The following is a 26,044-nucleotide window of genomic DNA, read 5'->3' as shown; positions in this document are numbered from 1 at the left end:
TTGCGAGAATCTTCGCTTCGCGCACGATCGCAAACCGAATCAACCTATCGCCGTTCTCGCACAATCAAACCAACTATCTCACTAACGCACTAACGCACTATCTCACTATGACTCAATTCGCTATCGAAACCACAATCCTCCGCAAAGAATTTGGTACGAACATTGCCGTACGCGGACTCACCTTGCAAGTCGAGCAGGGTGAGGTTTTTGGTTTTCTCGGACCGAATGGCGCGGGCAAAACCACTTCGATCAAAATGCTCCTGGGTCTCGTCACACCGACGACGGGACGCGCGACCTTGCTCGGCGCGCCGCTGGGCAATCGCGCCATGCGCGCGCAAATGGGTTTTCTGCCGGAGCATTTTCGTTTTCACGAGTGGCTGACCGCGCGCGAGTTTCTAGATATTCACGGACAACTCTATGGTATGGCTGCCGCGCGTCTCAAAACGCGAATGGCGGAACTGCTCGACCTGGTTGGGCTGACGCCGTTTCGCGACAAGCAACTGCGAACCTTTTCGAAAGGGATGTTGCAACGCATCGGACTCGCGCAAGCATTGTTGAACGACCCGAAACTCGTGTTCCTCGACGAGCCGACTTCGGGACTCGACCCGGTCGGTCGGCGTTTGGTGCGCGATATTATTCGCGATTTACGTGCGCGCGGTACGACCGTGTTTCTCAACTCGCACTTACTTAGCGAAGTCGAAATCACGTGCGACCGCGTCGCGTTCATCAAGCACGGCGAGGTTGTCACGGTGCGCGAACTCAAAACGCTCGTAGGCGACCGCGGCGCGATTCACGTCGAACTGCGCGCGAGCGGGCTGACGCCGGAAATCCTGGCGGGGTTGTCGGAGTGGGGAAGCGACATTCGCGCGGACGGCGAGCACGTGACGCTGACCGTCCAAGATGACGCGGCAGTGCCGGACATGGCGCGGTATCTCGTCGCGCGCGATGTCAAGATTTACGCGCTGACGCCGCAAAAATTGTCGCTCGAAGATTTGTTCATTCAAATCGTCGGCACGGACGGAGGGCTGTGATGGCGACGTTCATCATCGCGCGTCTCACCTTTCTCGAAGCGTTGCGTCGCCGCATTTTGCTCGCCGCGTTCGTGCTCGGCGTCGCGTTTCTAATTTTGTACGGCTTGGGGTTTCACTTGATGCGCAACGAGGCAATGCCGCGCGCCATCGAAACGCCGCGCGACGCGTTGATGTCGAGCGGGCTGAACAGTTTTCTCGTGCTTGCCGGGTTATACGCGGTGAATTTTCTCGCGCTTGCGATGGGCGTGCTCGTGTCGGCGGATACGCTTGCCGGAGAAATAAGTTCGGGGACGATTCAAGCGGTGGTGACCAAGCCGGTGCATCGCGCGCAAATCGTGCTGGGCAAATGGTTGGGTTTTGCCGGCTTGCTCGCGCTATATCTCGTGTTGATGGCAGGTGGCGTCACCGCGATTGCGTTTTTGCGCGCGGGCTATGTCGCGCCCAATTTGTTGATCGGCGTCGCGTTGATCTATCTCGCCGCGCTGTTCGTGATGACGCTGACCTTGATGTGCAGCAGTATGCTTTCAACGCTCGCGACCGGCGGCGTGATTTTTGGAATGTACGGTCTCGCGTTCATTGGCAGCTGGGTCGAGCAATTCGGCGCGGTGTTGCAGAACCAGGGCGCGATCAACATCGGCATCATTTCCAGTTTGCTGATGCCAAGCGAGGCGTTGTGGCGACGCGCCGCGTTTGAAATGTCGCCGTCCGTCGCCCAGTCGCTCGGGTTTACCTTCAGTGGTCCGATGGCAACCATCTCGGTGCCAAGCCCGACGATGATCGGGTACGCTTCCGCCTATCTCGCGGTCACGCTCGCCGTCGCGATTCGAACATTTGCGCGCCGCGATTTGTAGGGACGTTCAATTGGGAAAATTAAAGTGACGAAATGAGAAGAGCGCAAAGATTTTACCTTTGCGCTCTTTGACTTGGCGCGACGTCCGGAGAAAAATAATAATGCCTTTAGCGACGTGGTGTGGCTGACAAGCCGCGCGCGTTCTGTTTTCGGGCAGCATGTATTTTCCGTTCGCGCAAATTTGTTTTGGAATGCTGGGATCCATGCGCTTCCATATACGCTCTGAGCAGAGAGTTAATCCGCGTCTGATACCCGCGCCCTTGGGTCTTGAACCATGACAGCACATCCCGATCAAGCCGAAGCGTGACTTGCGCCTTGCTAGGGATAGGTTTTAGCCCACGACGCACCACCGCGCGCGCGAACATTTCTGGAGTAATTTCCGGAATGTCAGACAAGTCAATGTCTTCGTCGCTTTGCGCGTCGAGTCGCACCCAATCGGTCAGTGATTTGTTCAAAGTACGCGATCTCTTCATACTTGGTTGCCTTTCGAGCCGAAATGAGACGTATCTTCTCTCCGCGTTCGGTATGCGCCACAACGAGGGTACGCCCCTCGAGGATTCCAATCGTGATAACGCGCGTCTCGCCGTATTCAACGCGCGTGTCCTCCACGGTCACCGTGTAGCCATCAAAGAGTGGTGGCACATCAAAAAATCAATTCCATGATCCCGGATATTGGATTGACGCTTGTTTTCGTCCCAATCAAATCGCATGGTTGATTGTAGTTACATTTCGTAGTTACGTCAAGAAGGCTGCGCGGGTCTACGGGAACAAGGGACGCACCTAGTGCGCGGACGCCCTGCCTCGCGTGCGTAACTGCGCGATGTACGCGCGCCACGCTTGCACCATCTCGTCCTGCTCCACATCCCCACCATCGTGTTCGACGTGCCACTTGCGAAACGCCAATTCGTCTTGCGCATCGAGAATCGCCGTTGCGATCTTCTTCGGATAACCCGGCACCATGCGACCTTGGAACGGCGCGTCGAGTTCGATTTGCACGTATTCGTCCGGCGTCACCGAAACGCCGACTTCGCTGAACAAGTATTCGCGAATTGTTTTCACTTCCCACGCTTCACTGCGAATCACCGCGATGACGAGAAGAATGTACGCCCAAAAGTGGATGACCCCTGTAGCGAGCGCGGTCGAAATCCAAATAATGTAACCGCGTGTTGTCACGAGCGAAAGTCGTTCGTGGGTAAGCGCGAATGCGATGCTGTTGATCAAGTACGAGCCGACCGAATTCGCGAGGATATTCGCGAGGATCGCCAGCAGAATGCCGCCGAGCGGCGCGAGAATTTTCAAGCGCGCATCGTGCAGCTGGCGCGAAAGACCGAACCCCGCGCCGAAGAGCGCGCTGTAAATAAAATGTCCGTTGACGCCGAGGAAGACAAATTGCAACGCGCCGAGACCCAGGTACGGCGGGCGACCGCTTATGACGAACGCATCGAGCAGATTGACCGCGTACTGCGCCGCGTTGAAACCCAGCCCGACCATCGCGCCATAGACCAAGCCGTCGCGCAAATCGTCAAAGTCCGCGCGCAAGAGCCAGAACAAAATCAGGATCGCGATGCCTTTGATAATCTCTTCGACAATCGGCGTCGCAAAAACGGTCGTGACCGAGTCTGCTGTCATGCCCATAAACGTGCCGCCGGTTTGCTTCGCCGCGCGCAAGAAAAAGCCATACAAGGCGCTACCCAGCAAGGACGACATGCTCGCGCTGACGACCGCGCCCCACAGCGCTGCGCCGAGGAGCAGCCAGGGCCATTCGTGTTCGCGCCGATCCAGGTACCACACGACCGCGACCGCGGGAATCGAAACGATGATCGCGACAAACGCGCCGGTGATGAACGTTTGCAAAATCAGCGGTGCACCGCCGTACAGGGGCCACAACAAATTGTACGCGCCGAGCAACAACAGCGCGATGAGCGCAATTCCAAACAGCACGGCATAAACGGGCTGGCGTAACGGGGAACCGGTTAAAACATGCTTGATCCGCAGTGATGTGTCTTCCACGCGTCCTCCTCAACGATTTGGCGCTATTCTACCCATTTCAAACCGAATTGCAAATATCCCGCGCGCCTAAAATAAAACCCTGCCTCAATTTGAGACAGGGTTGCGCTTGCGCGATTCTACTTATTAGAATTCGCGATCGCGGCGTCCGCCGCCGCCACGCGGGCGATCACCACCGCGTCTGCCGCCGCCGCCGAATCCACCGCGGGGCTGTTCCTCGCGCGGACGGGCGAGATTCACCGTCAGCGCGCGGTCCTGGAATTTGGAAGCGTTAAACTTGGTGATGGCGTTTTGCGCTTCTTCCTGAGTACCCATCTCGACGAACCCGAATCCTTTGGATCGCCCGGTTTCGCGATCCTTGATGACCATCACGGACTTGACGGTGCCCGCTTGCGCGAACAAATCGCGCAGATCGTCCTCGGTCGTCGAGTACGACAAATTACCGACGTACAATTTCGCTTCCATCTCCTCTGGCTCCTTGATGCCGCCCGCTGGGTCGGCTCAAAAAATTTTGGGGCGACTACGACGCGCTGTCCGTCCCTCCTACCGCAAGTATACGACAGCCGGGCTGTCGTGTCAAACGGGTTTTGGCGCGAGCCACTTCAACGTCCGGCAACGCGGCGCTCGGTGCGCCGGTGCGGCGGTCTTAGCGCCCAACGTGAGCCAAATCCGAGTTTGACGAACAAGACCCCGCTCGCTATAATCCGTGACTATGACAACCACGGAAAACGAAAAACGCTTGCGCGCACAACTTGCCGTGTTGCGCGAAATCACCCGCGCGATTAGCGCGGTTTACTCGCTCGACCAGATCCTCGGGCTGATCACGCGCAAGACCGCGCGCGTGATGGACGTGGATTCGTGCTCCATCTACCTGCTCGACGACGACGGCAAATTCCTCGTGCTGAAAGCCACTACCGGTCTGGCGACCGAAGCGGTGGGGCACGCGCGGCTCAAGTTTGGCGAAGGGTTGACCGGGCACGCCGCCAAGATCGGCAAACCGGTCGCCGCAAGCCACGCCTCCCGCGATCCGCATTTCAAGTATCTGCCCGAAACGAAAGAGCAGGCGTTTCAATCACTCCTTGCTGTGCCGCTTATCTCGCGCGGCAAAATCATCGGCGTGCTGAACGTGCAAACACGCGAGGGGCGCGAGTACACGCCGGACGATATCGAACTGATTTCGATCATCGCGGATGTCGCCGCCGGCGAATTGGAAAAGGCGGTGCTCTACGACGAAGTCGGTGGGCTGAAGGAAGCGTTGGAGACGCGCAAGTTGGTCGAGCGCGCCAAAGGGATTTTGATGAAGCGGCACACGATCGAGGAGCCGGACGCGTTCGCGCGGATTCAACTCCAAGCGCGCAACGCGCGCAAGAGTATGCGCGAAATCGCGGAAGCGATTATCCTGGCAGAGCAAGTGTAAACGGGCGCACAGTTGTGCGCCCTACAATTTTCACGCGCGCGCGAGTTGAGTTGCCAACCGTCTCGTCCACCAGCGCACGGCTTGCAGCACGACCACCCAGTACGCGAGGTAACTCACAACTTCGAGCAAAGTGGGGTTGTCGTTGTAGCCCACCAACGCGCGCAATAACGCGCCGAGCGGCGATTGATCGCTCAACCACGCTTTGGTGTCCCAGGCAATCGTACTCAGAATGGGCAACCAGCCGATTTCTTGAAACTCGTGAACGCCATGCGCGAGCAACCCCGCGGCAAACACGATCAAGAGATAGCTGGTGACGGTGAAAAATAATTTCACGTCGAGCCGCACCGCGTACACATAGATCAACACACCGCTCGCCGTCGCGAGCGCCAAGCCCAGGAGCGCGCCAACAAGCGTACCCTGCCCATCCGCCGCGAACGCGTTCGCCGCGAGGAACAGCGCCATCTCGACGCCCTCGCGCAACACAGCGACGAACGCGAGCGTGAACACGCCCCAGTTCTGTCCCCGTGTCACCGCCGTCTGCACGCGCCGTTCCAGATCGCTCTTGAGAAAACGCGCTTGGTAGCGCATCCAAAAAATCATCCACGTCAACACGGCGACGGCAACCCACATCGTCGTGCCTTCAAATATCTGCTCGAACGGTTCTTCCAATTCTGCGCCGATAAAACGCATCGTCAGCGCGGCGAGCGCGCTCAACCCGGCGGCGGCGGCGACGCCCGCCCATGCAAACGGCGTGCGGTCGCGTTGACCGGTCTTGTTCAGGTACCCCAGCACGATGCCGACGATGAGCGCGGCTTCGAGTCCTTCGCGCAGGGTGATGAGCAATGCGGAAACCATCGTGATTCCTCCTGGGCGCGTGCATCTTTACACGCGCGGGCTTATCGTGTATAATCGCAAACGCAAGACGAGTTAGAGTATTGTGTTGCAAACTATTATTGTTAGTATACACTAACAAATAAAATTTGTCAACTCTTTTTGATAAAGCATCCGTTAGACATCGAGTCCGCCCGGCATAGCACGCGGGCAACCCCCGCTTGCTTTTTCCAGGCGTGACCAAGGGTGATGTATGACGACTCCAACTGTCGAAGCGTATCTTGAAATCATTTACATGATGGCAGTCGAAGAGCAAGCCGTGATCGGCGCGCGGCTGGCGGAATCGCTGCACGTTTCGCGTCCAACCGTCACGGCGACCATCAAGCGCATGGCGCGCGACGGTCTCGTCAAACTGAATGACCGTAAAGAAATCGCGATGACGCCGAGAGGACAAGCCGTCGCGGAACGTTTGCAACATCGGCATCGCCTCGTCGAACGCTGGCTGACCGACGTGCTCGGCTTCGACTGGGCAAAATGCGACGCCGAAGCGCACCGGCTCGAACACGCGATGTCGGAAGAAGTTGCCGCGTTGCTCAACAAGCATCTCGACTATCCGACGACGTGTCCGCACGGCAATCCGATTCCCGGTAATGCCAAGAGTATGGCGCCCGCGCCCAAGACCTTCCAACTCAGCGGCGCGAAAGTGGGCGACAAGGTAAGCGTGACGCGCATCTCGGAGTACGCCGAGAATGTCGCGGAACTGCTCGATTATTTAGGTAAGCAAGGCATCATGCCGAACGCGCGACTCGGCGTGGACGAGATCGCGCCATTGCGTGGACCGCTCACGTTGCGCGTTGGCGCGCGCACCGTGGCGATCAGCCGCGAAGTCGCCAGTTACGTTTGGGTGAAAAAGGCGGAGTGATGCTACCACAACGCACCCGCATCGTTTGCACGCTGGGACCAGCGACCGATTCGGACGACATGGTGCGCGGCTTGATTCGCGCCGGGATGGACGTGGCGCGGCTGAATTTTTCGCACGGCGATCACGCGACGCACACCGCGCGCATCGCGCGTGTGCGCCGCCTCGCACGCGAAGAAAGCGCGACGATTGCGTTGATGGGCGATTTGCAAGGTCCGAAAATTCGCATCGGCGTGCTGGCGCAAGCACCGGTGATGCTGGTGGACGGCGCGACGTTCACGCTGACGACGCGTGTGGTCGAAGGCAACTCGGAAATCGCGAGCATTGATTTGCCGGAACTCCCGCACGCCGCGAGTCCGGGTGATCGCATTTTGATTGACGACGGCGCGATTGAACTGCGCGTCCTCTCCAAGACCGACACGGATGTAGTGACCCAGGTTGTTGAAGGCGGCGAGTTGAAATCGCGCAAAGGCGTCAACTTGCCGAACGTACCGCTGCAACTTTCCGCGCTAACACCCAAGGATCGAACGGACGCGCTGTTTGCGGTCGAGCAGGAACTGGACTATCTCGCGCTCTCGTTCGTGCGCCGCGCGGACGACGTGCTCGAATTGCGTCGGCTGATCGCGGGGCAGAACGCGTTCATTCCCATCATCGCGAAAATCGAAAAGCCGGAGGCGCTCGATCAAATTGACGCGATCATCGCCGTGAGCGATGGGGTGATGGTCGCGCGCGGCGACCTGGGTGTGGAGACGCCGCCGGAGCAAGTACCGATCTATCAAAAGACGATCATTCGCAAGGCGAACGCCGTCGGCAAGCCGGTGATTACCGCGACGCAGATGCTCGAATCTATGATCGCAAATCCGCGCCCGACGCGCGCGGAGGCGAGCGATGTGGCGAACGCGATCCTCGACGGCACGGACGCGGTGATGCTATCGGGCGAAACGGCGGCGGGCAAGTATCCGTTGCAAGCCACGGAAATCATGGCGCGCATCGCACAGGTGACGGAAGAGCGCGTGCGTTATCGCGGGATGCCGCGTGAGAATCGCGACGCGTCGGCGGGTATCACGGACGTGATCGGCAACGCGGTCGGCGACATCGCCAAGCAATTGAACGCGCGTCTCATCATCGCGCTCACGTCGAGCGGGCACACCGCGCGCATGATCTCGCGCCATCGCGCGCCCACGCCGATTCTCGCGGTCACGTCGAATGAGCGCACGCAACGACGGCTCGCGCTCGTGTGGGGCGTGCGCTGTGCGTTGCTCAGTCACGCGACCTCCGCCGAAGCCATCATCGCGGAAAGTCTCGCGGCGGCGATGGAGCAGGGCTTGATCGAGAAAGGACAGATCGCGGTCATCACCGCCGGCGTTCCCGCCGGTATTGCCGGGCGAACGAATATGATCCAGGTTCGCGTGGCAGGCGAAGGCGAATGAGCGCATCGCGCTGGCGACGCGGCACGCTCGACAACTTTTGGACGAACATGCGCGCGCCTTATCCGTGGCATACGAAACTCTGGTTGTTGATTCGCAACAATGCGCGGAAAATCGCGACGCGCCAAACGTGTTGTGGACACGCGGGCGAACCGGGGTGTTGACAAACGTCAGAACGTCTCGGGGAGATGGAACACAAATAAAAGACCCGCAGGGTTTTCGCGTGAGCGACCCTGCGGGTCTGATGTTTTACGGCGGCGGTGGCAGATTCGGCGCAGTTGCGGGTGCGCCGCAAAATGGGCAAATGTTCCAGCGCAGACTCGTGATGCGATGACAGTTGTCACAACGGCGTTTCAATTTGGTGTGGCAATTGGGGCAGTAGAGAAAATCATCTTTGATTTTTTGTTGACACGCCGGGCATGCCTGCCGTTCTTCAATGTCCTGGAGCAACGCTTCTTCAGATAACTCGCGTTCGTACTGCTCCGCAAGTGTTTCGCGCGGGCGCAACAAAAAGTACAACAGCAACCCAGGAATGTTAAAGATGATGACGAGCGCGACCGACAAGAGTTGCATGAACAGATCGCGCGAACGCGAACGCACATCGCGGAACGTCCACACGATTAGACTAATCCAAATCGCGAGCAGGTACGCGCCGAAGAACGCGGCGACGAGTTGCAGAATCGGACCCAACGCACCAAGATCAGGCATATCACTTCTCCCTAAAAAACACGACACGGCGACACGATGCAAGGGAGACACGGCGCGGGCTGTGGCGTGTCTAGGTGTCTTCGCGTCCTGTGTTTGGATTCAATCGGCAGTGTGTCAACGCGGAACGAGCCACTCACCTGAGAAACCGCCGCGCATTATAGCATCATCCCGCGATTACTACAAAATAGTCGTTAAACACGGTTGTCGCGGCTTTGCACTTGTGGTATAATGCCGGCAGTGGAATGTGGAGGGCGCGATGGAAGACAAATTGATTCTAGTTCCCGTCACGATAGACAGCATTCGGGTGAGTCTCGTTTCGCCGCATCGCATCGTGGTGCTCAAAGACGAAGACGAACGCTTTCTCCCGATTTGGATCGGACCGTTTGAAGCCGAAGCGATCAATATCGCGTTGCAAGGCACCCAGCCCGGCAGACCGTTGACGCATGATTTGTTCAAGTCGTTGATCGGCGAGGTGGGCGGCAAGGCGGAACGTATCGTCGTCGCGGATTTGCGCGAGGATACGTTTTACGCGCGCATTGTGATGAAAGTGAACGGGCGCGACATCGAATTGGATGCGCGACCGAGCGACGCGATTGCGATTGCGGTGCGAATGCAATTGCCGATCTTTGTCGCCGATCAAGTGATGGCAACCGCCTCGATTCGCGCGAGCGAAAGCGAAGCGCCGGCGGAAAAAGAATCTGAAGAAAGTCTGGATGCCTTTCGCGATTTGCTCGAAGACCTCGACCTCGATGGTCTGGGCAAGGGCGAGAACAAGCCCAAAGAAGATTGACGTGACCGATTCCCGGCGCTCGCAAGAGGTCGGGAATCACTTTGTAGAAATGCCTCATGCCTCACCTCTCACCCCCTTGCCCCCTCTCCCCTCTCCCAAACTTTGTTTGGGAGAGGGGAGAGGGGGTGGGGGGAGTGGGGTGAGGTCTCAAAAGGTGTGTCGGTGATAGAGACGCGGATGAATGCGACGCCGGATAAGCTGGTGCCGCATAACCTCGAAGCAGAACGGGCGGTTATCGGCGGCTTATTGATTGATCCGGACGCGATTATCAAAACCGCGCCCATCGTCAAGAGCGAGGATTTTTATCTCGAAAAGCACGCGTGGATTTTCGACGCGATCCTCGCGCTGCACGAACGCCGCGAGCCGATTGACTTTTTGAGCGTCGTCACCGAACTCGACCGGCGCGGCAAACTCAACGATGTCGGCGGCGCGGCGTACATCACCGCACTGATTAACGCGGTGCCGACTGCAGTGCACATCGAGCATTACGCGCACTTGGTCGAGCGCATCTCGACGCAACGCAAACTCATTTCGGCGGCGGGGCACATCGCCGGGATGGCGTACGAAGGCGTCGAAGATGTGGACACGCTGATTGATCGCGCGGAAGAATCCATCTTTGCGGTCGCGCAGCGGCGCATGAGCCGCGATATGGTCCCCATCCGCATCGCGGTGGATCGTTTCCTCGATCAACTCGATTACGTGCAAAAGCACCAGGGCGAAATCCTGGGTGTGCCGAGCGGGTTCGTTGACCTCGATCGTTTGCTCGGCGGATTCCAGCCCTCCGATCTCATCATCATCGCGGGACGACCTGGGTCGGGTAAAACATCGTTCGGGTTGTCGGTGATGCAGAACGCCGCGCGCAAACACCACAAACGCATCGCGCTGTTCTCGCTCGAAATGTCGGCGGAGCAGTTGGTGCAACGACTCGTGTCGTCCATGGCGGTGATTGATTCGCAATCGCTACGGCTCGGCAGAATCACCGACGAAGAGTACCCCAAACTTGTCGAGGCGACCGGCGAACTTTCCGAGACCCAGATTTTTATTGACGATAGCGCCGCGCTGACGCCGATTGAAATTCGCGCCAAAGCGCGTCGTTTGAAATCTGAATTCGGTCTCGATATGTTGATTGTGGACTATTTGCAATTGATGACCGTGCGCGGGCGCATCGAAAATCGCGTCCAGGAAATCGCGATGATTTCGCGCCAGTTGAAAGAACTCGCCCGCGAGTTGCACGTGCCGGTGATCGCCATGTCACAACTCTCGCGCGCGGTCGAATCACGCGACGACCATCGTCCGCAGTTGGCGGATTTACGTGAATCTGGCTCGATCGAGCAGGACGCGGACGTCGTCATGTTCATCTTTCGCGAAAAAACGTACTATCCAACGATTGAAAAATGGCAAGCCAAGCATCCGAACAAACCGTACCCCGACAAGATCGCCGAACTCATCGTCGCCAAGCATCGTCACGGTCCGACCAAGGATTTGCAATTGTTGTTCATCGAAGAGCAAGCCAAGTTTGAAAACCTGCTCGTGGACTCGCGTGGCGGCGAGCCGTTGTAAAATATCACCACTGAGAACACAGAGCGCACAGAGAAAAAACAAAAAAACTCCGTGCTCTCCGTGACCTCTGTGGTGAATCATTCCAAAACTGATGAAAAAATTCTCTGGCTTTCCCGATGGCAAGGTGGCGGTAACGCCACTGCCGAATCTATTTTTCAGCGAACTGCTCCCGTCGATGGACGACCTTGCCGAGTTGAAAGTGACGCTGCATATTTTCTGGTTGATGGCTGAACCCAATCGTCGCGCCAAGCCCGTGACTGCAAGCGAGTTGCGCGGCGACCGCACGTTGATGCAATCGCTCGCGGCAATCGGCGACGCTCAAGACGCGTTAACACGCGGACTCGACGCGGCGGTAGAGCGCGGGACGTTGTTGTGCGGGGACGTGGACGACCCAGTGTATTTTGCCAACACGCAAGCCGGGCGTCGCGCGTACGAAAAATTCGAGAGTCAGGTTGAAACAATACGCGCGGAACCCGCGCCCATCCAAGAACGTCCGAATATCTTTTCGTTGTATGAACAAAACGTCGGTCTGCTGACGCCGATCATCGCGGACGAGTTGAAGGACGCGGAAAAGCAGTACTCGGCGGAGTGGATCGCGGACGCGATCAAAATCGCGGTCGAGCACAACAAACGCAATTGGCGTTACATCGCAAAAATTCTCGCGCGCTGGCACGCAGAAGGGCGCGCGGGCGAATCGAAGAAACGGAAACGTTGGTATGGCGATGAATACGGTAAATATATCAACCGATAACGCAGTCTGCCCAATTTGTCACGGCGCGGGATTCGTGCGGCGCGAGGTGCCGCTCGATCATCCTGATTTCGGGCGCGCGATTCCGTGCGAGTGCAAATTGCGCGAGACACAACAGGCGAGTCTCGACGAGTTGCGCCAAACGAGCGGCATCACGCATCTCGCGCAAATGACGTTCGCGACGTTCATGCCGGACGGCATTGGGTTGAATCCGGACAAGCGTAAGAATCTGCGCGAAGCGTACGAGCGCGCGCGCCAATTCGCGCAAGAGCCGCGCGGCTGGTTGTTGCTCAAGGGCGGATACGGTAGCGGCAAAACGCATCTCGCCGCCGCGATTGCGAACGACCGCTTGGCGCGCAACGAGCCGGCGTTGTTCGTCGTCGTGCCGGACTTGCTCGACCATTTGCGCGCGACGTTCGCGCCGACGAGCCGCGTCTCATACGACGAACGCTTCGAAGGCATTCGCGACGCGGCGTTTCTCATTCTCGACGATTTCGGCGCGCAGAGCGCGACCGCGTGGGCGCAGGAAAAATTATTCCAACTGCTGAACCATCGCTACAACGCGCAACTGCCGACGGTCATCACGACGAACCGCGAACTTGAAGAGATCGAGCCGCGCTTGCGCTCACGATTTGGCGATGCGACGTTGTGTTCGATCGCGACGATTCTCGCGCCGGATTTTCGTCAGGGCGGCACGGATAGCGCGCGTTCGACGCTGTCGAATTTGAGTTTCTACGCGGACATGACGTTCGATAGTTTTGATTTGCGCGGCGACGAGCTCAAGGGCGACGAACGCGCGAGCTTGCGGCGCGTCGTTCACATCGCGCAGGACTATGCCGCGCATCCCCAGGGATTCATTGTGTTCACCGGCGATTACGGCTGCGGCAAAACGCATCTCGCCGCCGCGATTGCCAACAGCATCCAGCACAGCGGACACAGCGTGACCTTTGTCGTCGTGGCAGACTTGCTCGATCATTTGCGCGCGACGTTTGCGCCGGGGAGCGCGGTTTCCCTCGATCAGCGTTTTGAAGAGACGCGGACCGCGCCCTTCTTGGTGCTCGACGATTTCGGCGCGCAAAGCGCAACGGCATGGGCAAGCGAAAAATTATTCCAGATCGTTGACTATCGTTATATCGCGCGCTTGCCCACGGTTATCACGATTCATCACGAAGCCGAGATTGACCCGCGCATCCAAACGCGCATCTTTGATCTCGCGCGCAGTTCGGTGAACGAAATCCTCGCGCCGAGTTATCGCATGACGCATCGCCGCGCGCAAGCGCGTCCGGCGACGCCCGCGCCCAAATCGAGTCGGACTGGTTATTCGCGCACGCGCAGTGAATAAGGCGGATTAATCATCTCGATCAAGTAAAATCGCGCGAGTCCTGCTTTCCCCAGTTCATTTTTGCCTCCCTTTTGCTTTGTGGTATAATCCGTGCCGCAACGGCGCGTTGTGTTCCGCGTTTTCCGGCGCGCCGATCTATCAAAAGGAGCGTTGAATGAATTTGAAACATTGGGGAGGGCGGCTCCTGCTAGGATGTATTCTGGTTCTCGCCGCGCTCGCCTGTCAGTCTGCCGATATCCTTGTCACTCAACTTCAACCGACTGCGACTCCCACGCGTACCGTCCGTCCGACTTTTACCCCGATTCCGCCAACTGCCACACTAGTCCCACCCAGCCCGACCCCACCGCCAACTATCGCGCCGACGCCGACACGCACGCCGACGCGACGACCGACCGCGCGACCACCGACTGCGGTGCCACCTCCACCAGTCGTGGTACAACCAACGGCAGTGGTTTCCAAAATGCCCTACGCCGCGAATCCTGCGTCGTGTACACACTCGGGTGGACAATACATCAAGGGCAAAGTGTACGACAGCAGCGATCCAAGCGCGTATGGCGTTTCGGGTCTTAAGGTTGCGCTCGGTGGTGGCGGCGGGACCGATCCCTGGATCGTCATCAATAATTTTGACGACGGCGTGTACTCGTTTACTTTGGCGGGAGACGCCGGACCTTATAAACCGGCGGGCACGTACTATGTCTGGGTGATGGATTCGAACGGCAACCGCATCTCGGATGTGGGCGGACCGATCAATATCAACCCTCTGCCGCCTGATGCCGCCGGTACCTGCTGGGCTGGCTCGGTAGATTTTTGGCGACGATAATTTTCGTCGCTCAGTGAGGAGACTCAACGATGAGCGCTCCGCAACCTCATCCGTTCGTCCAACTCGCGCGCGCGGCGATTGACGCGTACCTTCGCGAACGCAAAACGATTGCGCCGCCGCGCGAGTTATCCGCCGAAATGCAAACACCCGCCGGCGCGTTCGTGTCGTTGCATCAACCGAACGGCGAACTGCGCGGGTGTATCGGCACGATTCAACCCCAGTGCGACACACTCGCCGAAGAAATCATCGCGAACGCGATCAGCGCGGCGACCCGCGATCCTCGCTTCCCGCCGCTGACGACCTGGGAATTGGACGGCTTGGATATTTCGGTGGATGTGTTGACCGAACCAGTCCTCATCGAATCCATTCGCGATCAAGACCCCAAGCGGCACGGACTGATCGTCCAATCGAAACGCAACGTTTGGAAACGCGGCTTGCTTCTGCCCGATCTCGAAGAGATTGACACCGCCGAAAAACAACTTTACTACACGCGGGTTCACAAAGCGAACATCACCGACCCGAAAGAGCCGGTCGAGTTATACCGATTCGAGGTCAAGCGGTATCATTGAGTAGTCGTCAGCCAACCTTGCGAAGGTTTAGCCAATCAACCTTCGCAAGGTTTTTCACTGAGAGGTGCACGTGAAGCGTTCCTTGCCGATGCGCTGGTGGATCGTGCTGGGTGGGTTGATCTGGTTTGCGCTGTTCGGTTGTCAGACATTGGAGCTGGTCGCACAAGCCGAGCCGACGCCAACCGAGACGCGTCCGCGTGCGACCTTCACGCGTCCCGCGCCCACACTCGTCCCCACACCCGTTCCGCCGCCGACCCAACCCCCGCCTCCGCCCCCATCGCCGCGTCCAACCACACGCCCACCGACCGCGCGTCCGCCGACCGCGCGTCTTGCGCCGCCCACGGCGGTTCCACCTCCGCCGACGCCCGATCTCGATGCGGGGTACTTTTACCGCGTCACGCGCATCGTTTGCGTCGCGTCGGATAATACGCGTGTCGAAGGCACGGTGAGCGACAACAAGGCGTTGCAAAATGGCATCGTGATTCGTGTGTCTGGGTCGCCGCACGGACCGCCGGCGGTGGACGACGCGACGACCGGGATCAATCCAGCCGATTACAAACGCGCGGATCCAACATTTCAAGGCAAGTATCGTTTGGGTTTGTCGGAGGGACAACACATCGAAGGGAATTGGTTCGTGTTCGTCATCAACTCAGCCGGCGAGCCGATGTCGCGCAACGCGAATGTGCAGACGACGAGCACCGCGGGCTGCAACACCGCGACGATAGATTTCGCGCACTAGTTTTACCCAACCCAGGATTCGCGGACCAACCGCTCGACAGAAACCAGGTTTCTCCAAGAAACCTGGTTTCTTGTTTGATCCATACCCTCGTCACACACAAGTTGGGGCGGCAATTTTGAAAATTGCCCCACAATTTCGCGCTCTGTTTTTAATTAGTGAACCGATTGGTGGATTGATGCAATTTTAATATTGATTAGAGTTTTCTCATCTGCGAAACTTGCGATGGGGTAACAACGTAAATGGAGATGCAACCGGAAAAAAATTGGTACCCGAGTACCAGTTCCAGCATTTACAACTATTTTACAGGCGCACTAAACTTGTATTACAGCCATCCGAGATAATCCAATCACATCGCACTCGACGGAAGGCAGGATACTGTGAATCAACTGACAAATCAACCGATGACAACCGCCAAGGTTGCAACTCAATCCGTTCGCACGTTCCCAAATCTCGATACGTTCCCGCGCGCGCTCCGTTTGGATTGGGCGTATGCCGTCGCGGACAGACGCGATTTGCGGCTCGATCTCTTGCGCGGGTTCGCGGTGTTCGCGATGGTGGTGGATCACTTTGGTGGCACGTCCTGGTTGTATCTCGCGACGGGCGGCAATACGTTTTTCGTTTCGGCGGCGGAAGCGTTCGTGTTTCTCTCCGGTCTGGTCGTTGGAATGATTTATGGCGGCATCGCGTTGAAAGAGAGTTTGCGCGCGGCGCAACTCAAAGCATTGCAACGCGCGTTCACGTTGTACAAATTGTCGGTCGCGCTGACGATTATGTTTGCCGCGCTGACCCTGTTCTTTGGTCTGCCCTGGGCAGGCATGGTGCAGATCGGCAACCCGATCGAATTCGTGTTCAACGTTCTGACGTTGCGCCAAACGATGTACCTGACCGATGTGATGTTGCTGTACACCATGTTGATGGTCGGCGCGGCGGGCGGATTGTGGTTGCTTGTAAAAGGGCGGACGGGGTGGTTGCTCGCGGCATCCTCCGCGTTGTGGCTCGCGTTTCAAATCGCGCCGGAGCAAATCAGCGGTGTGTGGCACATCGCCGGCAACACGACGTTCAACGTACCGGCGTGGCAGTTGTTGTTCTTTGTCGCAATGACAGTTGGATTCCATCGCAAATCGCTCGTGCGAAAATTGAGCGGACTGCCGCGCTTGCCGTACCTGCTATTCACCGGCTTGGTCGTGGTGTGGTTGATGCAACTGCACGCGACGAACGGCGCGCACCTCGCGCGTTTGATTCCTGGCTTGGATGCGAGCGCGTTCGTCCACGAATTTTTCCTCAAGAGCGCGCTTGCACCGGGACGTTTGATCGCGAGTTTCTTTGTCTTTCAATTCGCGTACCTGCTCGTCACGCTGATGTGGAAACCGATTGTCGGAGCGTTCGGTTGGTTGCTGCTGCCACTCGGGCAAAATTCGTTGTACGGATACACGATGCACGTCGTGGTCATCGGCGCGTTCTACATCGTTCTGCCGTACCTGCCAAGCAATGTGCCGACCATCGCCACACTGAATACCAGTCTGCAACTCCTCGCAGTGCTCGCGATCTGGGGGATGGCGCAACGCCGATTCCTGTTCAAGATCGTGCCGCGTTAACATCCGATCAACATCAAGACGTCACCGAGAGCGAAAGAAATACGGCGGCGTCCCTGCTATCTCCTCGCACCACTCGCCAAGCAAAGAAAGGCAATTTTCCAAAATTGCCCCACGAAGGTATCCATTGTCTAACGATATTCTTACGCCAAATCTCAGATTGCCTTAATCTAAAGATTGTAAACTGCAATCAGTTGTGCTGATGAGCATTTATCCTGACGCAGGGAGAATATAGAGTTGGAAGTCACCTCTCGAAAATCGCCTGTGGCGACCATGGTCGCCATCACCACACCCGCCATCGCGAATGTGTGGCGCCGGGTTGCGACCGCGCCGACCGATTGGGCGTACGTCGCCGTCGGTAAACGCGATTTGCGGCTGGATGTGTTGCGCGGGTTTGCGGTGTTCGCGATGATCGTCAATCACATGGGTGGCGCGTCGTGGCTGTATCCGCTTACCGGCGCGAATCGTTTTTGGATTTCGGCGGCAGAAGCGTTCGTCGTGCTTTCGGGCTTGGTCGTCGGGATGGTGTACGGCGGCATCGCGTTGAAAGAGGGTGTGCGCGTCGCCCAGGTCAAGGCGCTCAAGCGAGCGTTCACGCTATATCAAGTGACAATTGGTCTCACGTTTATTTCGACCGTGGTCGCGTTCGCGCTCAAGTTCCCCTGGGCGCAAGACGTGCCGCTCGACAATCCGCTCGAATTCGTCGTCAACGTACTGACGCTGCATCAAGTCGTTTACCTCACGGATATTCCATTGATGTACACGATCTTTTTGTTGCTTGCGCCGATTGGTTTGTGGTTGCTCGCGCGTGGGCACACCGCGGTGCTGATCGCCTTGTCGGCGGCGGTCTGGGCAATCGCGTACGCGACGCGGCAGTATATGCCGTGGACGGTAATTGGCGGGTGGTCGTTCAACCTGGGTTCGTGGCAATTCTTGTTCTTGCTCGCGATGGCGATTGGTTTTCACTGGGACGCGCTCAAACAAAAACTGAACGCGATTCCGCGTCTGCCGGCTTTTTTGATCGCGGCGACCTTGCTCGTGTGGCTGGTCCAGTTTTACAATAGCGACGTGACGTTTCTTAACGCGTACTTGCCGGGCTGGGATGTGAACGCGGTCTTGTTCGAACTGTTCCGCAAGAGTGTGGTGGGACCGGGGCGGTTGATCGTGACGCTCGTCTTTTTCATGTTTGCCTACCTCGCGTTGACGCTGTTGTGGAAACCGTTCACGGCGATGTTCGGATGGCTGCTTGTGCCGCTCGGACAAAATTCGTTGTACGGGTACACGATGCACGTCGCGCTACTCGGCGTATTCACCGCGATTCTGCCATCGTGGGAAAAAGAGTGGAGTCAAGTCGAATCGTTGAATACGGCTTTGCAGTTGATGACGATTCTCGCGCTCTGGGCGATGGTGCGGAGTAGGTTCTTGTTCAAGATCGTGCCGCGTTAGGCGCATATCCGAATATCGAAACACAACCGCCGCGCGCTACATTATGTAGCACGCGGCGGTTTTTTCGTGCCGATAAAAGTAAAGAAAATTTATCTTTTTGTGTTCTTTTGGAACCGATTTTGTATTGACTGGCATTACCCTCAAATGATAAAATAATCTTGTGCGTCAAAATCGTTCGACGGAGACTAGAATGGAGACTCGTTCCAAATTCACCATCGTCTTGAGTGCAGTACTGTTAGCATTACTTGTGTTGGTCCGATCAGCCCTTCCGCAACCGGTTCACGCGGCGGGGGTGTGGTACGTGAAGAACGGCGGAAGCGACAGCAGTGATTGCCAAACGCCCGCAACCGCGTGCGCGTCCATCAACGCCGCGCTTGCCAAGCCCGGTTTCGTCGCCGGCGACACGATTCGCGTTGCGGTGGGAACGTACACCGGGACGGGTAGTGAAGTTGTTCGCATCAACAAAGATGTGACGTTGTCCGGCGGATGGGATGCGGCGACATTCACAACGCAAAGCGGAATGGCGACGATTGATGGGCAGGGGGCGCGCTTGGGGGTATGGGTCGCGTGGATTAACAACGCAACCTTGGAGAATTTTATAGTTCAGAATGGCAATAGTATTCCCGGTATCTATGGTGGTGGGATTGTGGATATGGAATCAGGATTAGGATTGAGAAACATTGTTATCAAAAATAATTCGGGTGGTGGGATTGGCAATTCAAACGGTGTAGTGACGCTTCGAGATTCAGTCGTTGAAAATAACACAGGGGACGGTGGGATAGCTAATGAATGCTATTCTAGTCAAATGCAGATACAGAATACGATCATCCGTAATAACCAAAGCAATACAGATGCCGGAGGAATTCGTAATTGTGGAAAACTTATGATGGATACAAGTACCGTGGAAGGAAACACCGCGGGGGGGTATCTAAACCATGGTGGTGGAATATACAATAAGGCGACGATGACGATAACGAGTAGCACAATAAGTGGAAACACAATGTTGGCTGGAGATGGTGCAGGAATTTATAATGGAGGCGATCTTGCCTTGAACAACAGCACGATAAGTGATAACCAAGGTGGAGATGGAATTACTACATGGTACGGATCTCTCGCCTTGAATAGCACAACACTCAGTCACAATGAAGGTAACGGAATAACGATTTTTGGTACTATAATCGCGTTGCAGAATACGATTCTTTCCAATAACGGGACAGCCGGCAACAGTGATTGTTCTATTGACGCTCTCCGCGGTGGTTCTGCAAACAGTTTAGGTTACAATCTTGTGAAGAATGTTGGGAATTGTTTGTTGAAATTCAATGATTTGACCGGCTTGGACCCGCAGTTGGGTTCGCTTCAGAACAACGGAGGTGCAACCAAAACGCGTGCATTAGCAGTTACTAGTCCGGCAGTCAATGCCGGTAACCCTACTGGCTGTTCGGGAAGTATCGGGCTATTAACAACCGACCAGCGTGGGGTATCGCGAACCGACCGGTGTGATGTTGGCGCGTATGAGGTGCAAGGTAATCTTTCAGTTGCCAAGTCTGTGAACAAATCGAACCCTATGCCGGGGGATAAGCTAACCTATACAATCTCAATGATTAATCGTAATACAATTAGTTATCCAAGTATTCGTATGACGGATACCCTACCCAGTGTTTTATCACTTGTGGACAACTCCATTACGGCAACAAGCGGTACATTCGGTCAGAGTAGTAGCAGCGTAACTTGGGCTGGGACTATCACTGCAGGGATGGGTGTAACCGTAACCTATCAAGCAATGGTTAAACTTGGCACACTACCCAACCTGTCTGCAAACAATGTGGCGCTGATTAACGATGGAACAAATATCTACACGCGTACCGCTAACATAAAAACTCCAATCGTGCCGATTCATTTTCCACTTATTGGTCGCTCTCCCGATTCAGGCATCAATGGTATATACGGTCGCGTGACTTTTAATGGTCAACCTATCTCATATTCATACGTACCATTAGAATTGCGATTCTATAATGGCTCAGGCTGGACAACGCGGGCTACCACAAGAACTAATCCAGATGGGACATATCTATTCCTCAATCCTCCCACCCTTACAAGTGGACAACGATATTATGTTCGATATATCAATACCGGTTCGCCTCTAACATTAGCGTCTTGGGCGACGCGCGTTTTGACCTCTTATACGATGGGCGATAATATCGCAATCGGGGATTTCGATATTGGAAATATCGAACTAAATGCACCCGCACCTGGTTCGCTTGTGTCTCTGCCCACAACATTCCAGTGGACTCGGCGTTCGGCGACACCAACCGATAGTTATGAGTTTAATCTGATTGATTACACGGATGGCAACCCGTGGTGGTGGACAGCCCCATTGGGATATACCGGTGGGTACACGTTGAATAGTTTGCCCGCCGGTTTCAGCACGGGAACGCCTTATGCATGGTATGTCGGCGTGTACAGCCCGGATGGTGGATACGGAGAATCATTCTATCTGTACGTAGTTGGTTTTAACAATACAGGCAATGCACCGCGTCCAAATGCGCCGGCACGCGCACGTCCAACCGTTGAAGACCTGCCGCGTCCCAAGGTTGCACCGAATCGTTGAACGATTCGATAACAGCACATCCCTTTCGCGACAACATCAAAACGCACGACATTCTCATTCGACGAGGATACCATGAACACCCATTACCGAATCATGTTCGCTCTTGGCGCGATGATCTTGGCTTTGTTGGTGCTCGGACTTTCGGCGCTTCCGCAACCGGTTCACGCGGCGGGAGTGTGGTACGTGAAAAATGGCGGAAGCGATGGCAGCGATTGCCAAACTCCCGCAACCGCGTGCGCGTCCATCAACGCCGCGCTTGCCAAGCCCGGTTTCGTTGCCGGCGACACGATTCGCGTCGCGGTGGGGACGTATACTGGGACGGGTAGTGAGGTTGTGCTCATCAACAAAGATGCGACGTTATCCGGTGGATGGGACGCGGCAACGTTCGCGACGCAGAGTGGGATGGCGACGATTGATGGGCAGGGAGTGAGGCGCGGTATTTTACTTGGCAATGGAAATATTGTTGTCGTTGATCGGTTTGCAGTTCAGAATGGTTTTGACCTGAATTTTGCCGGTTCTGGAGGTGGCATTAGCAATAATCAAAGTACTCTGACGGTTAGCAACAGTGCGATTATTAGCAACACTTCTTCTAGTGCTACTAGTTTTGGATTGGGAGGAGGTATTTATAATGGTGGTGGAGCAAGCATTCTGACTATAATAAACAGTACCATCAAAGGGAATGTAGCAGATAGTAGTGGCGGAGGCGTCTACAATAATGGTGGTTCAGTAACTGTGAGCAATACTAATATTATCAATAACAGGGCTGGCATGTTGGGATATCCCGGCAATGGCGGAGGCGGGATATACAACTCGGGAACTCTTGTGTTGAGTAATACTTCTGTTACTGGTAATACACTTTTGGGTGAGACTAGCGGGAGTGGGATTTTGGGGTTTTCTGGGGCTTTGACCCTGGATAACACTACTGTTAGCGGCAATACATATGGTGTTGGCATTTTGACTTGGAGTGGATCAGTGAGCTTGAACAATGCTACAATAAGTAACAATGGTTGGGCTGGAATCAAAAACTATCTCGGAACGATAAATTTGAAAAACACACTAATTGCCAACAATAGCACGGAAGATTGTTCCATCGAACCGGGCTACGCGGGGACAGTAAACAGTTTGGGGTATAACCTTGTGCGATATAATAGCAACTGTTCACTTGTTGGAAGCGATTTAACAAATCTCGATCCTAAATTAGGATTACTCCAAGATAATGGCGGTTCTACGTTGGCGCATGCTTTGCTGCTTGGAAGTCCAGCCATCAATGCAGGCAATCCAGCGGGATGCAGCGACAATCAAGGCAATATCTTGGCGATTGATCAACGCGGCCTGGCGCGTTCTGACAGATGCGATATTGGGGCGTTCGAAACTCAGCCACTTGAGTATTCCACTATGGATGTTAATAAGACCTCAGCAGTAATTGGTGATTCGGTGGTTTTTACGTTGGTGGTTCAAAATAGTAGGAATAGCAATATTTCAAACGTTCTGATAACTGATACGTTACCATCCACATTGAATTATAATGTGGGTACATTGAATGCTACGAGCGGTGTGTTTGGATATAGCGGCGGGATGATAACTTGGAATGGAAATGTGAATTCGGGAGGTCAAGTCACAATTACTTTTGGAGCCACCGTGAACCAGACCACGACAGTAGGGAAAACTATCACAAATTCGGCAACCATGTATGGTGGTGGAGAAATACGTACGATCTCTAAAGGATTTGAAGTTATTAGTCGTTTAGCAACTTCAACCAAGACAGCAAGCAAGAGCACAGGAGACCAAGGTGATTCGGTAGATTATACCATTGCGCTTGCTAACCGAGGTGTTACTAATACTAGCAATGTCTTGGTATCAGATACTTTGCCGATAGAACTCATATACAAGAATGGATCGTTGAACGCAACCAGTGGGAATGCCAATTATTCCAATGGTGTTATTACCTGGGCTGGTACAGTTAACGCAGGTGCAAATGTGACAATTACTTTCCGGACGAATATCAAACCGGGACTCGCATTCGGGACGCCGATAACTAATTCTGCGATTATTAATAGTGATGGTGTTGTTCTCACGCGCACAGCCACAGTAGAGGTCAGTTTTCCGCATGTGTTTTTACCATTAATTTCTATGCCTCCCATAATCTATGGCTACGTCACCGACAACGGAACGCCCGCCGCCGGCGTACCCTTGGAATTACGTTTCTACGATGGCTCTGCCTGGTCAACGGTGGCAACCGCCAGTACTGCAACAGATGGCAAGTACACTTTCTTTGCATCGGCACTCGGTTCTGGGCAACGGTACTATGTGCGGTACGTGAACTCTGCGGCGAGTACGCGGCTCGCATACTGGGGAACACGCGTATTGACGTCCTTTGCCGGGACAAGTGATGTCGCGATCGGCGACTTTGACATCGCGAACATCACACTGGTATCGCCGTTGTCAGGAAACAAAGTCAATGTGCCAGCTACCTTTTCGTGGGGTGTTCGTCCCGCCACACCAACCGATAGTTATGAGTGGAATCTATTCGATCCAACAAATCCCAATCTTGCGGCATCAACGGTCCCGTTGGGATATGTCGGCAACTTTACGCTCAACAGTCTTCCCGGTGGCTTTGTACCAAATGTGACGTATGGTTGGTATGTCGGGGTGTACGGTCCCGATGGCGGGTACGGCATGTCGTACTATTATCGTCGGGTGAGTTTTGCAAACTCGAGTGCAGGTCCTGCGTTCAAAGCTCCCGTCAAGCCAAGGTCTTTACCCGAACCTTTGCCGCGTCCCAAGGTTTCGCCCGATCGTTAAGCGCGCGGCAACATGAAGATGACGACGGATGAAATCGAATTGAACGGACACTGCACGTCCCAGGGTCTGTCCGTTTAGTTTCGGGGTTGCCCGTTGTCATCTCTTCTGTGTCGCAAGCGATGCGTTTAATTGCACTCACATTGACGGCGGTCCTGGGTAGCTCAAAGCCGATTGCGCGCCAGCCCACTTCAGCGGGCTTGATCTCATCAGCCGTGTGATTCATCACATGGCGTTGGCGCACAACGCGTGGCGATGAAGCAAGCCAGCACCTTAACTTACCTGCACGGCGACCACCTGGGAAGCACCAGCGTAGCGAGCACGCAAACGGGGACAATGGCTTCACGGCAAACGTATTACGCGTTTGGCACCCCACGCGCCTCCGACGTTGCCCAGATCACGACGATTACCGATTTCACGTTTACTGGGCAACGCGCGGACACCAGTGCTGGGTTGATGTTTTACAATGCGCGCTATTACGACGCTTATCTTAACCGCTGGACTCAACCCGATACGATTATACCCAATATGTACAATCCGCAAAGTCTCAACCGCTATGCGTACACGCTAAACAACCCAGTCAAGTACACCGATCCGACGGGGCATGATGGATGCGAAATAAATGAGTGCGATGACGCTGGAGATGGGGGAGGAGGAGGTGGAACAGGAGCCAAATCTAGCAGTCGCGTGTTTTTTCCCTTCATCGGGGTGGGTGCTGATAGTGGAGGAGGCGAGCCGGGAGATGAAGGGCCAAGACCGCCGGTGAAGACAGGAGACGATTCACGGCGGCGCGATATTGCACGAGTCTTGTACGTCATAGGTTCAGGTTTCGACGCCGCGTCAATGGGATTCGATACTATTGCGGCCGGCACTACAGTCGGCGGTGGTGGTCTTGCAGGAGTTTATGCCGCAGTTGTTGGAAAGGATCCGCGAGCAATTTTGGCAGGAATTGTAGGCGGAGTAAATTGGGGCGAACGTGTCGGTGAACCTTTCCGCAATATCTCGAGCATCCTGTCAGTAGGAGGAACAATTTTCACTAGTTCCGGGGATGTGATTGCAGGTGAAACCAAACTAATCCCTGGCGGTGTTCAGCTCGGGGCAGCGACTGCTGACAGTGTAACTGCAACAGCCTTGGGTTTTATTCCAGAATCCATTTTCTGCACCGCTGTCTCGACAACGCATTTCTTCGCCAACGATATCCTTGGTCCTTCTATTCCATGTACCGGACCAGTTTCAATCACTGGTTCAGGTCTTTCAGGATGCAGATAAGGTTAGCAAATGCCTGAACAGATCCAAACCTCATGCGTTGTTCTCTTGGCACTTTTCATCGTGCTTGGAACTACTGGGTATTCAATATACATATTCTTGACACGCGCCAAGGAGATGGGAAAACTGAAAACTTCTGCAACTCTCGGAATTACCGCAGGAATTGGTGCTTTTCTATGCTTATCTCTGGCTTCCTGGTTAGTGTCTGTTCCTGCAAATACTATCGAGGAAAATCTTGAAATCCCAGTACTACTTTCTCTGCTGATAACAATTATGACCTTTGCCGGGACCTATATTCAACAGGTTGGCAATGAATTCTGGGAAAAGCAGGGAAAAAAGAAGCACAAGTTGAAATGAACCGAAAGATGGCAAGAGTTGCCAAATACTCCTAGTTTGGCGCGAAACGGGTCGCGATGAAGCACGCCAGCACCGTAACCTACCTGCACGGCGACCACCTGGGAAGCACCAGCGTAGCGAGCACGCAAACGGGGACACTGGCTTCACGGCAAACGTATTACGCGTTTGGCACACCCCGCGCCTCCGACGTTGCCCAGATCACGACGATTACCGACTAC

Annotated in this window: 24 protein-coding genes and 1 pseudogene; 19 read left to right on the top strand and 6 right to left on the bottom strand. The window is 55.4% G+C overall.

Annotated elements, in window-relative coordinates; translation table 11 throughout:
* The first annotated feature begins 107 nt into the window (after positions 1 to 107).
* Together HY868_19750 and HY868_19745 are read left to right on the top strand one after the other, a co-directional pair.
* A complete protein-coding gene (locus HY868_19750) occupies positions 108 to 1,031 on the top strand; it encodes an ABC transporter ATP-binding protein (protein ID MBI5304377.1) in 924 nt (307 codons plus the stop codon).
* The gene (locus HY868_19745) at positions 1,031 to 1,882 is read left to right on the top strand and encodes an ABC transporter permease subunit (GenBank protein ID MBI5304376.1); all 852 of its coding nucleotides are present in this window, start codon (positions 1,031 to 1,033) and stop codon (positions 1,880 to 1,882) included. The genes HY868_19750 and HY868_19745 overlap by 1 nt, the downstream gene beginning before the upstream one ends.
* A gap of 106 nt (positions 1,883 to 1,988) precedes the next feature.
* Here HY868_19745 and HY868_19740 read toward each other — a convergent pair whose 3' ends face one another.
* The 4 genes and pseudogenes from HY868_19740 to HY868_19725 form a co-directional block, all read right to left on the bottom strand.
* A complete protein-coding gene (locus HY868_19740) occupies positions 1,989 to 2,354 on the bottom strand; it encodes a BrnA antitoxin family protein (protein ID MBI5304375.1) in 366 nt (121 codons plus the stop codon).
* Positions 2,278 to 2,591, bottom strand: a pseudogene (locus HY868_19735) (BrnT family toxin). The gene HY868_19740 and the pseudogene HY868_19735 overlap by 77 nt, the downstream one beginning before the upstream one ends.
* A gap of 70 nt (positions 2,592 to 2,661) precedes the next feature.
* A complete protein-coding gene (locus HY868_19730; protein MBI5304374.1) occupies positions 2,662 to 3,891 on the bottom strand; it encodes a PrsW family intramembrane metalloprotease in 1,230 nt (409 codons plus the stop codon).
* A gap of 123 nt (positions 3,892 to 4,014) precedes the next feature.
* Positions 4,015 to 4,353 carry an RNA-binding protein gene (locus tag HY868_19725; GenBank protein ID MBI5304373.1) on the bottom strand — a complete coding sequence of 113 codons (339 nt, stop codon included), beginning with the start codon at positions 4,351 to 4,353 and terminating at the stop codon, positions 4,015 to 4,017.
* A 247-nt stretch (positions 4,354 to 4,600) separates the two neighbouring features.
* On the opposite strand from HY868_19725, the gene HY868_19720 reads away from it, so the two are divergent.
* A complete protein-coding gene (locus HY868_19720) occupies positions 4,601 to 5,305 on the top strand; it encodes a GAF domain-containing protein (GenBank protein ID MBI5304372.1) in 705 nt (234 codons plus the stop codon).
* Positions 5,306 to 5,335: 30 nt separating this feature from the next.
* Here the strand turns inward: HY868_19720 and HY868_19715 are convergent, their stop codons facing one another.
* Positions 5,336 to 6,160 carry an FTR1 family protein gene (locus tag HY868_19715; protein MBI5304371.1) on the bottom strand — a complete coding sequence of 275 codons (825 nt, stop codon included), beginning with the start codon at positions 6,158 to 6,160 and terminating at the stop codon, positions 5,336 to 5,338.
* A 229-nt stretch (positions 6,161 to 6,389) separates the two neighbouring features.
* On the opposite strand from HY868_19715, the gene HY868_19710 reads away from it, so the two are divergent.
* From HY868_19710 to HY868_19700, 3 genes are read left to right on the top strand one after another with little or no spacing between them, the layout of a single operon-like run.
* The gene (locus HY868_19710; protein ID MBI5304370.1) at positions 6,390 to 7,058 is read left to right on the top strand and encodes a metal-dependent transcriptional regulator; all 669 of its coding nucleotides are present in this window, start codon (positions 6,390 to 6,392) and stop codon (positions 7,056 to 7,058) included.
* Positions 7,058 to 8,485, top strand: a complete 1,428-nt coding sequence (pyk, locus tag HY868_19705; GenBank protein ID MBI5304369.1) for a pyruvate kinase — start codon at positions 7,058 to 7,060, stop codon at positions 8,483 to 8,485. Before HY868_19710 ends, pyk begins: the two co-directional genes overlap by 1 nt.
* Positions 8,482 to 8,646 (top strand): hypothetical protein, encoded by a 165-nt coding sequence (locus tag HY868_19700; GenBank protein MBI5304368.1) that lies wholly within the window; start codon positions 8,482 to 8,484, stop codon positions 8,644 to 8,646. Before pyk ends, HY868_19700 begins: the two co-directional genes overlap by 4 nt.
* Positions 8,647 to 8,731: 85 nt before the next feature.
* Here HY868_19700 and HY868_19695 read toward each other — a convergent pair whose 3' ends face one another.
* Positions 8,732 to 9,190, bottom strand: a complete 459-nt coding sequence (locus tag HY868_19695) for a zinc ribbon domain-containing protein (GenBank protein ID MBI5304367.1) — start codon at positions 9,188 to 9,190, stop codon at positions 8,732 to 8,734.
* A gap of 256 nt (positions 9,191 to 9,446) precedes the next feature.
* On the opposite strand from HY868_19695, the gene HY868_19690 reads away from it, so the two are divergent.
* From HY868_19690 to HY868_19630, 13 genes are all read left to right on the top strand, one after another.
* Entirely contained in the window at positions 9,447 to 9,980 is a 534-nt protein-coding gene (locus HY868_19690) for a bifunctional nuclease family protein (protein ID MBI5304366.1), read from the top strand.
* A gap of 177 nt (positions 9,981 to 10,157) precedes the next feature.
* Positions 10,158 to 11,540 (top strand): replicative DNA helicase, encoded by a 1,383-nt coding sequence (gene dnaB, locus HY868_19685; GenBank protein MBI5304365.1) that lies wholly within the window; start codon positions 10,158 to 10,160, stop codon positions 11,538 to 11,540.
* Positions 11,541 to 11,631: 91 nt separating this feature from the next.
* The gene (locus HY868_19680; GenBank protein MBI5304364.1) at positions 11,632 to 12,291 is read left to right on the top strand and encodes a DnaD domain protein; all 660 of its coding nucleotides are present in this window, start codon (positions 11,632 to 11,634) and stop codon (positions 12,289 to 12,291) included.
* Positions 12,257 to 13,630 (top strand): ATP-binding protein, encoded by a 1,374-nt coding sequence (locus HY868_19675; GenBank protein MBI5304363.1) that lies wholly within the window; start codon positions 12,257 to 12,259, stop codon positions 13,628 to 13,630. The genes HY868_19680 and HY868_19675 overlap by 35 nt, the downstream gene beginning before the upstream one ends.
* Positions 13,631 to 13,784: 154 nt before the next feature.
* Entirely contained in the window at positions 13,785 to 14,450 is a 666-nt protein-coding gene (locus HY868_19670) for a hypothetical protein (GenBank protein MBI5304362.1), read from the top strand.
* A gap of 29 nt (positions 14,451 to 14,479) precedes the next feature.
* Positions 14,480 to 15,019, top strand: coding sequence for an AmmeMemoRadiSam system protein A (gene amrA / locus HY868_19665; GenBank protein MBI5304361.1), 540 nt, complete (start codon positions 14,480 to 14,482; stop codon positions 15,017 to 15,019).
* A 70-nt stretch (positions 15,020 to 15,089) separates the two neighbouring features.
* Positions 15,090 to 15,758, top strand: a complete 669-nt coding sequence (locus tag HY868_19660; protein MBI5304360.1) for a hypothetical protein — start codon at positions 15,090 to 15,092, stop codon at positions 15,756 to 15,758.
* Positions 15,759 to 16,135: 377 nt separating this feature from the next.
* Positions 16,136 to 17,353 carry an OpgC domain-containing protein gene (opgC, locus tag HY868_19655; GenBank protein ID MBI5304359.1) on the top strand — a complete coding sequence of 406 codons (1,218 nt, stop codon included), beginning with the start codon at positions 16,136 to 16,138 and terminating at the stop codon, positions 17,351 to 17,353.
* Positions 17,354 to 17,614: 261 nt separating this feature from the next.
* Entirely contained in the window at positions 17,615 to 18,796 is a 1,182-nt protein-coding gene (gene opgC / locus HY868_19650; protein ID MBI5304358.1) for an OpgC domain-containing protein, read from the top strand.
* 190 nt (positions 18,797 to 18,986) lie between these two features.
* Positions 18,987 to 21,404: a DUF11 domain-containing protein gene (locus HY868_19645; protein ID MBI5304357.1), complete on the top strand. Its 2,418-nt coding sequence runs from the start codon at positions 18,987 to 18,989 to the stop codon at positions 21,402 to 21,404.
* Positions 21,405 to 21,476: 72 nt separating this feature from the next.
* On the top strand, positions 21,477 to 24,206 hold the full coding sequence (locus tag HY868_19640) for a DUF11 domain-containing protein (GenBank protein ID MBI5304356.1): 2,730 nt from the start codon (positions 21,477 to 21,479) through the stop codon (positions 24,204 to 24,206).
* A gap of 252 nt (positions 24,207 to 24,458) precedes the next feature.
* A complete protein-coding gene (locus tag HY868_19635; protein ID MBI5304355.1) occupies positions 24,459 to 25,472 on the top strand; it encodes an RHS repeat-associated core domain-containing protein in 1,014 nt (337 codons plus the stop codon).
* Positions 25,473 to 25,481: 9 nt separating this feature from the next.
* Positions 25,482 to 25,826, top strand: coding sequence for a hypothetical protein (locus HY868_19630; GenBank protein ID MBI5304354.1), 345 nt, complete (start codon positions 25,482 to 25,484; stop codon positions 25,824 to 25,826).
* Positions 25,827 to 26,044 lie beyond the last annotated feature (218 nt).

It is taken from the genome of Chloroflexota bacterium, from assembly GCA_016219275.1.
Lineage (GTDB): Bacteria > Chloroflexota > Anaerolineae > UBA4142 > UBA4142 > JACRBM01.
The sequence above is the reverse complement of the archived record's forward strand: the minus strand, read 5'-3'. Positions and strand labels throughout refer to the sequence as shown.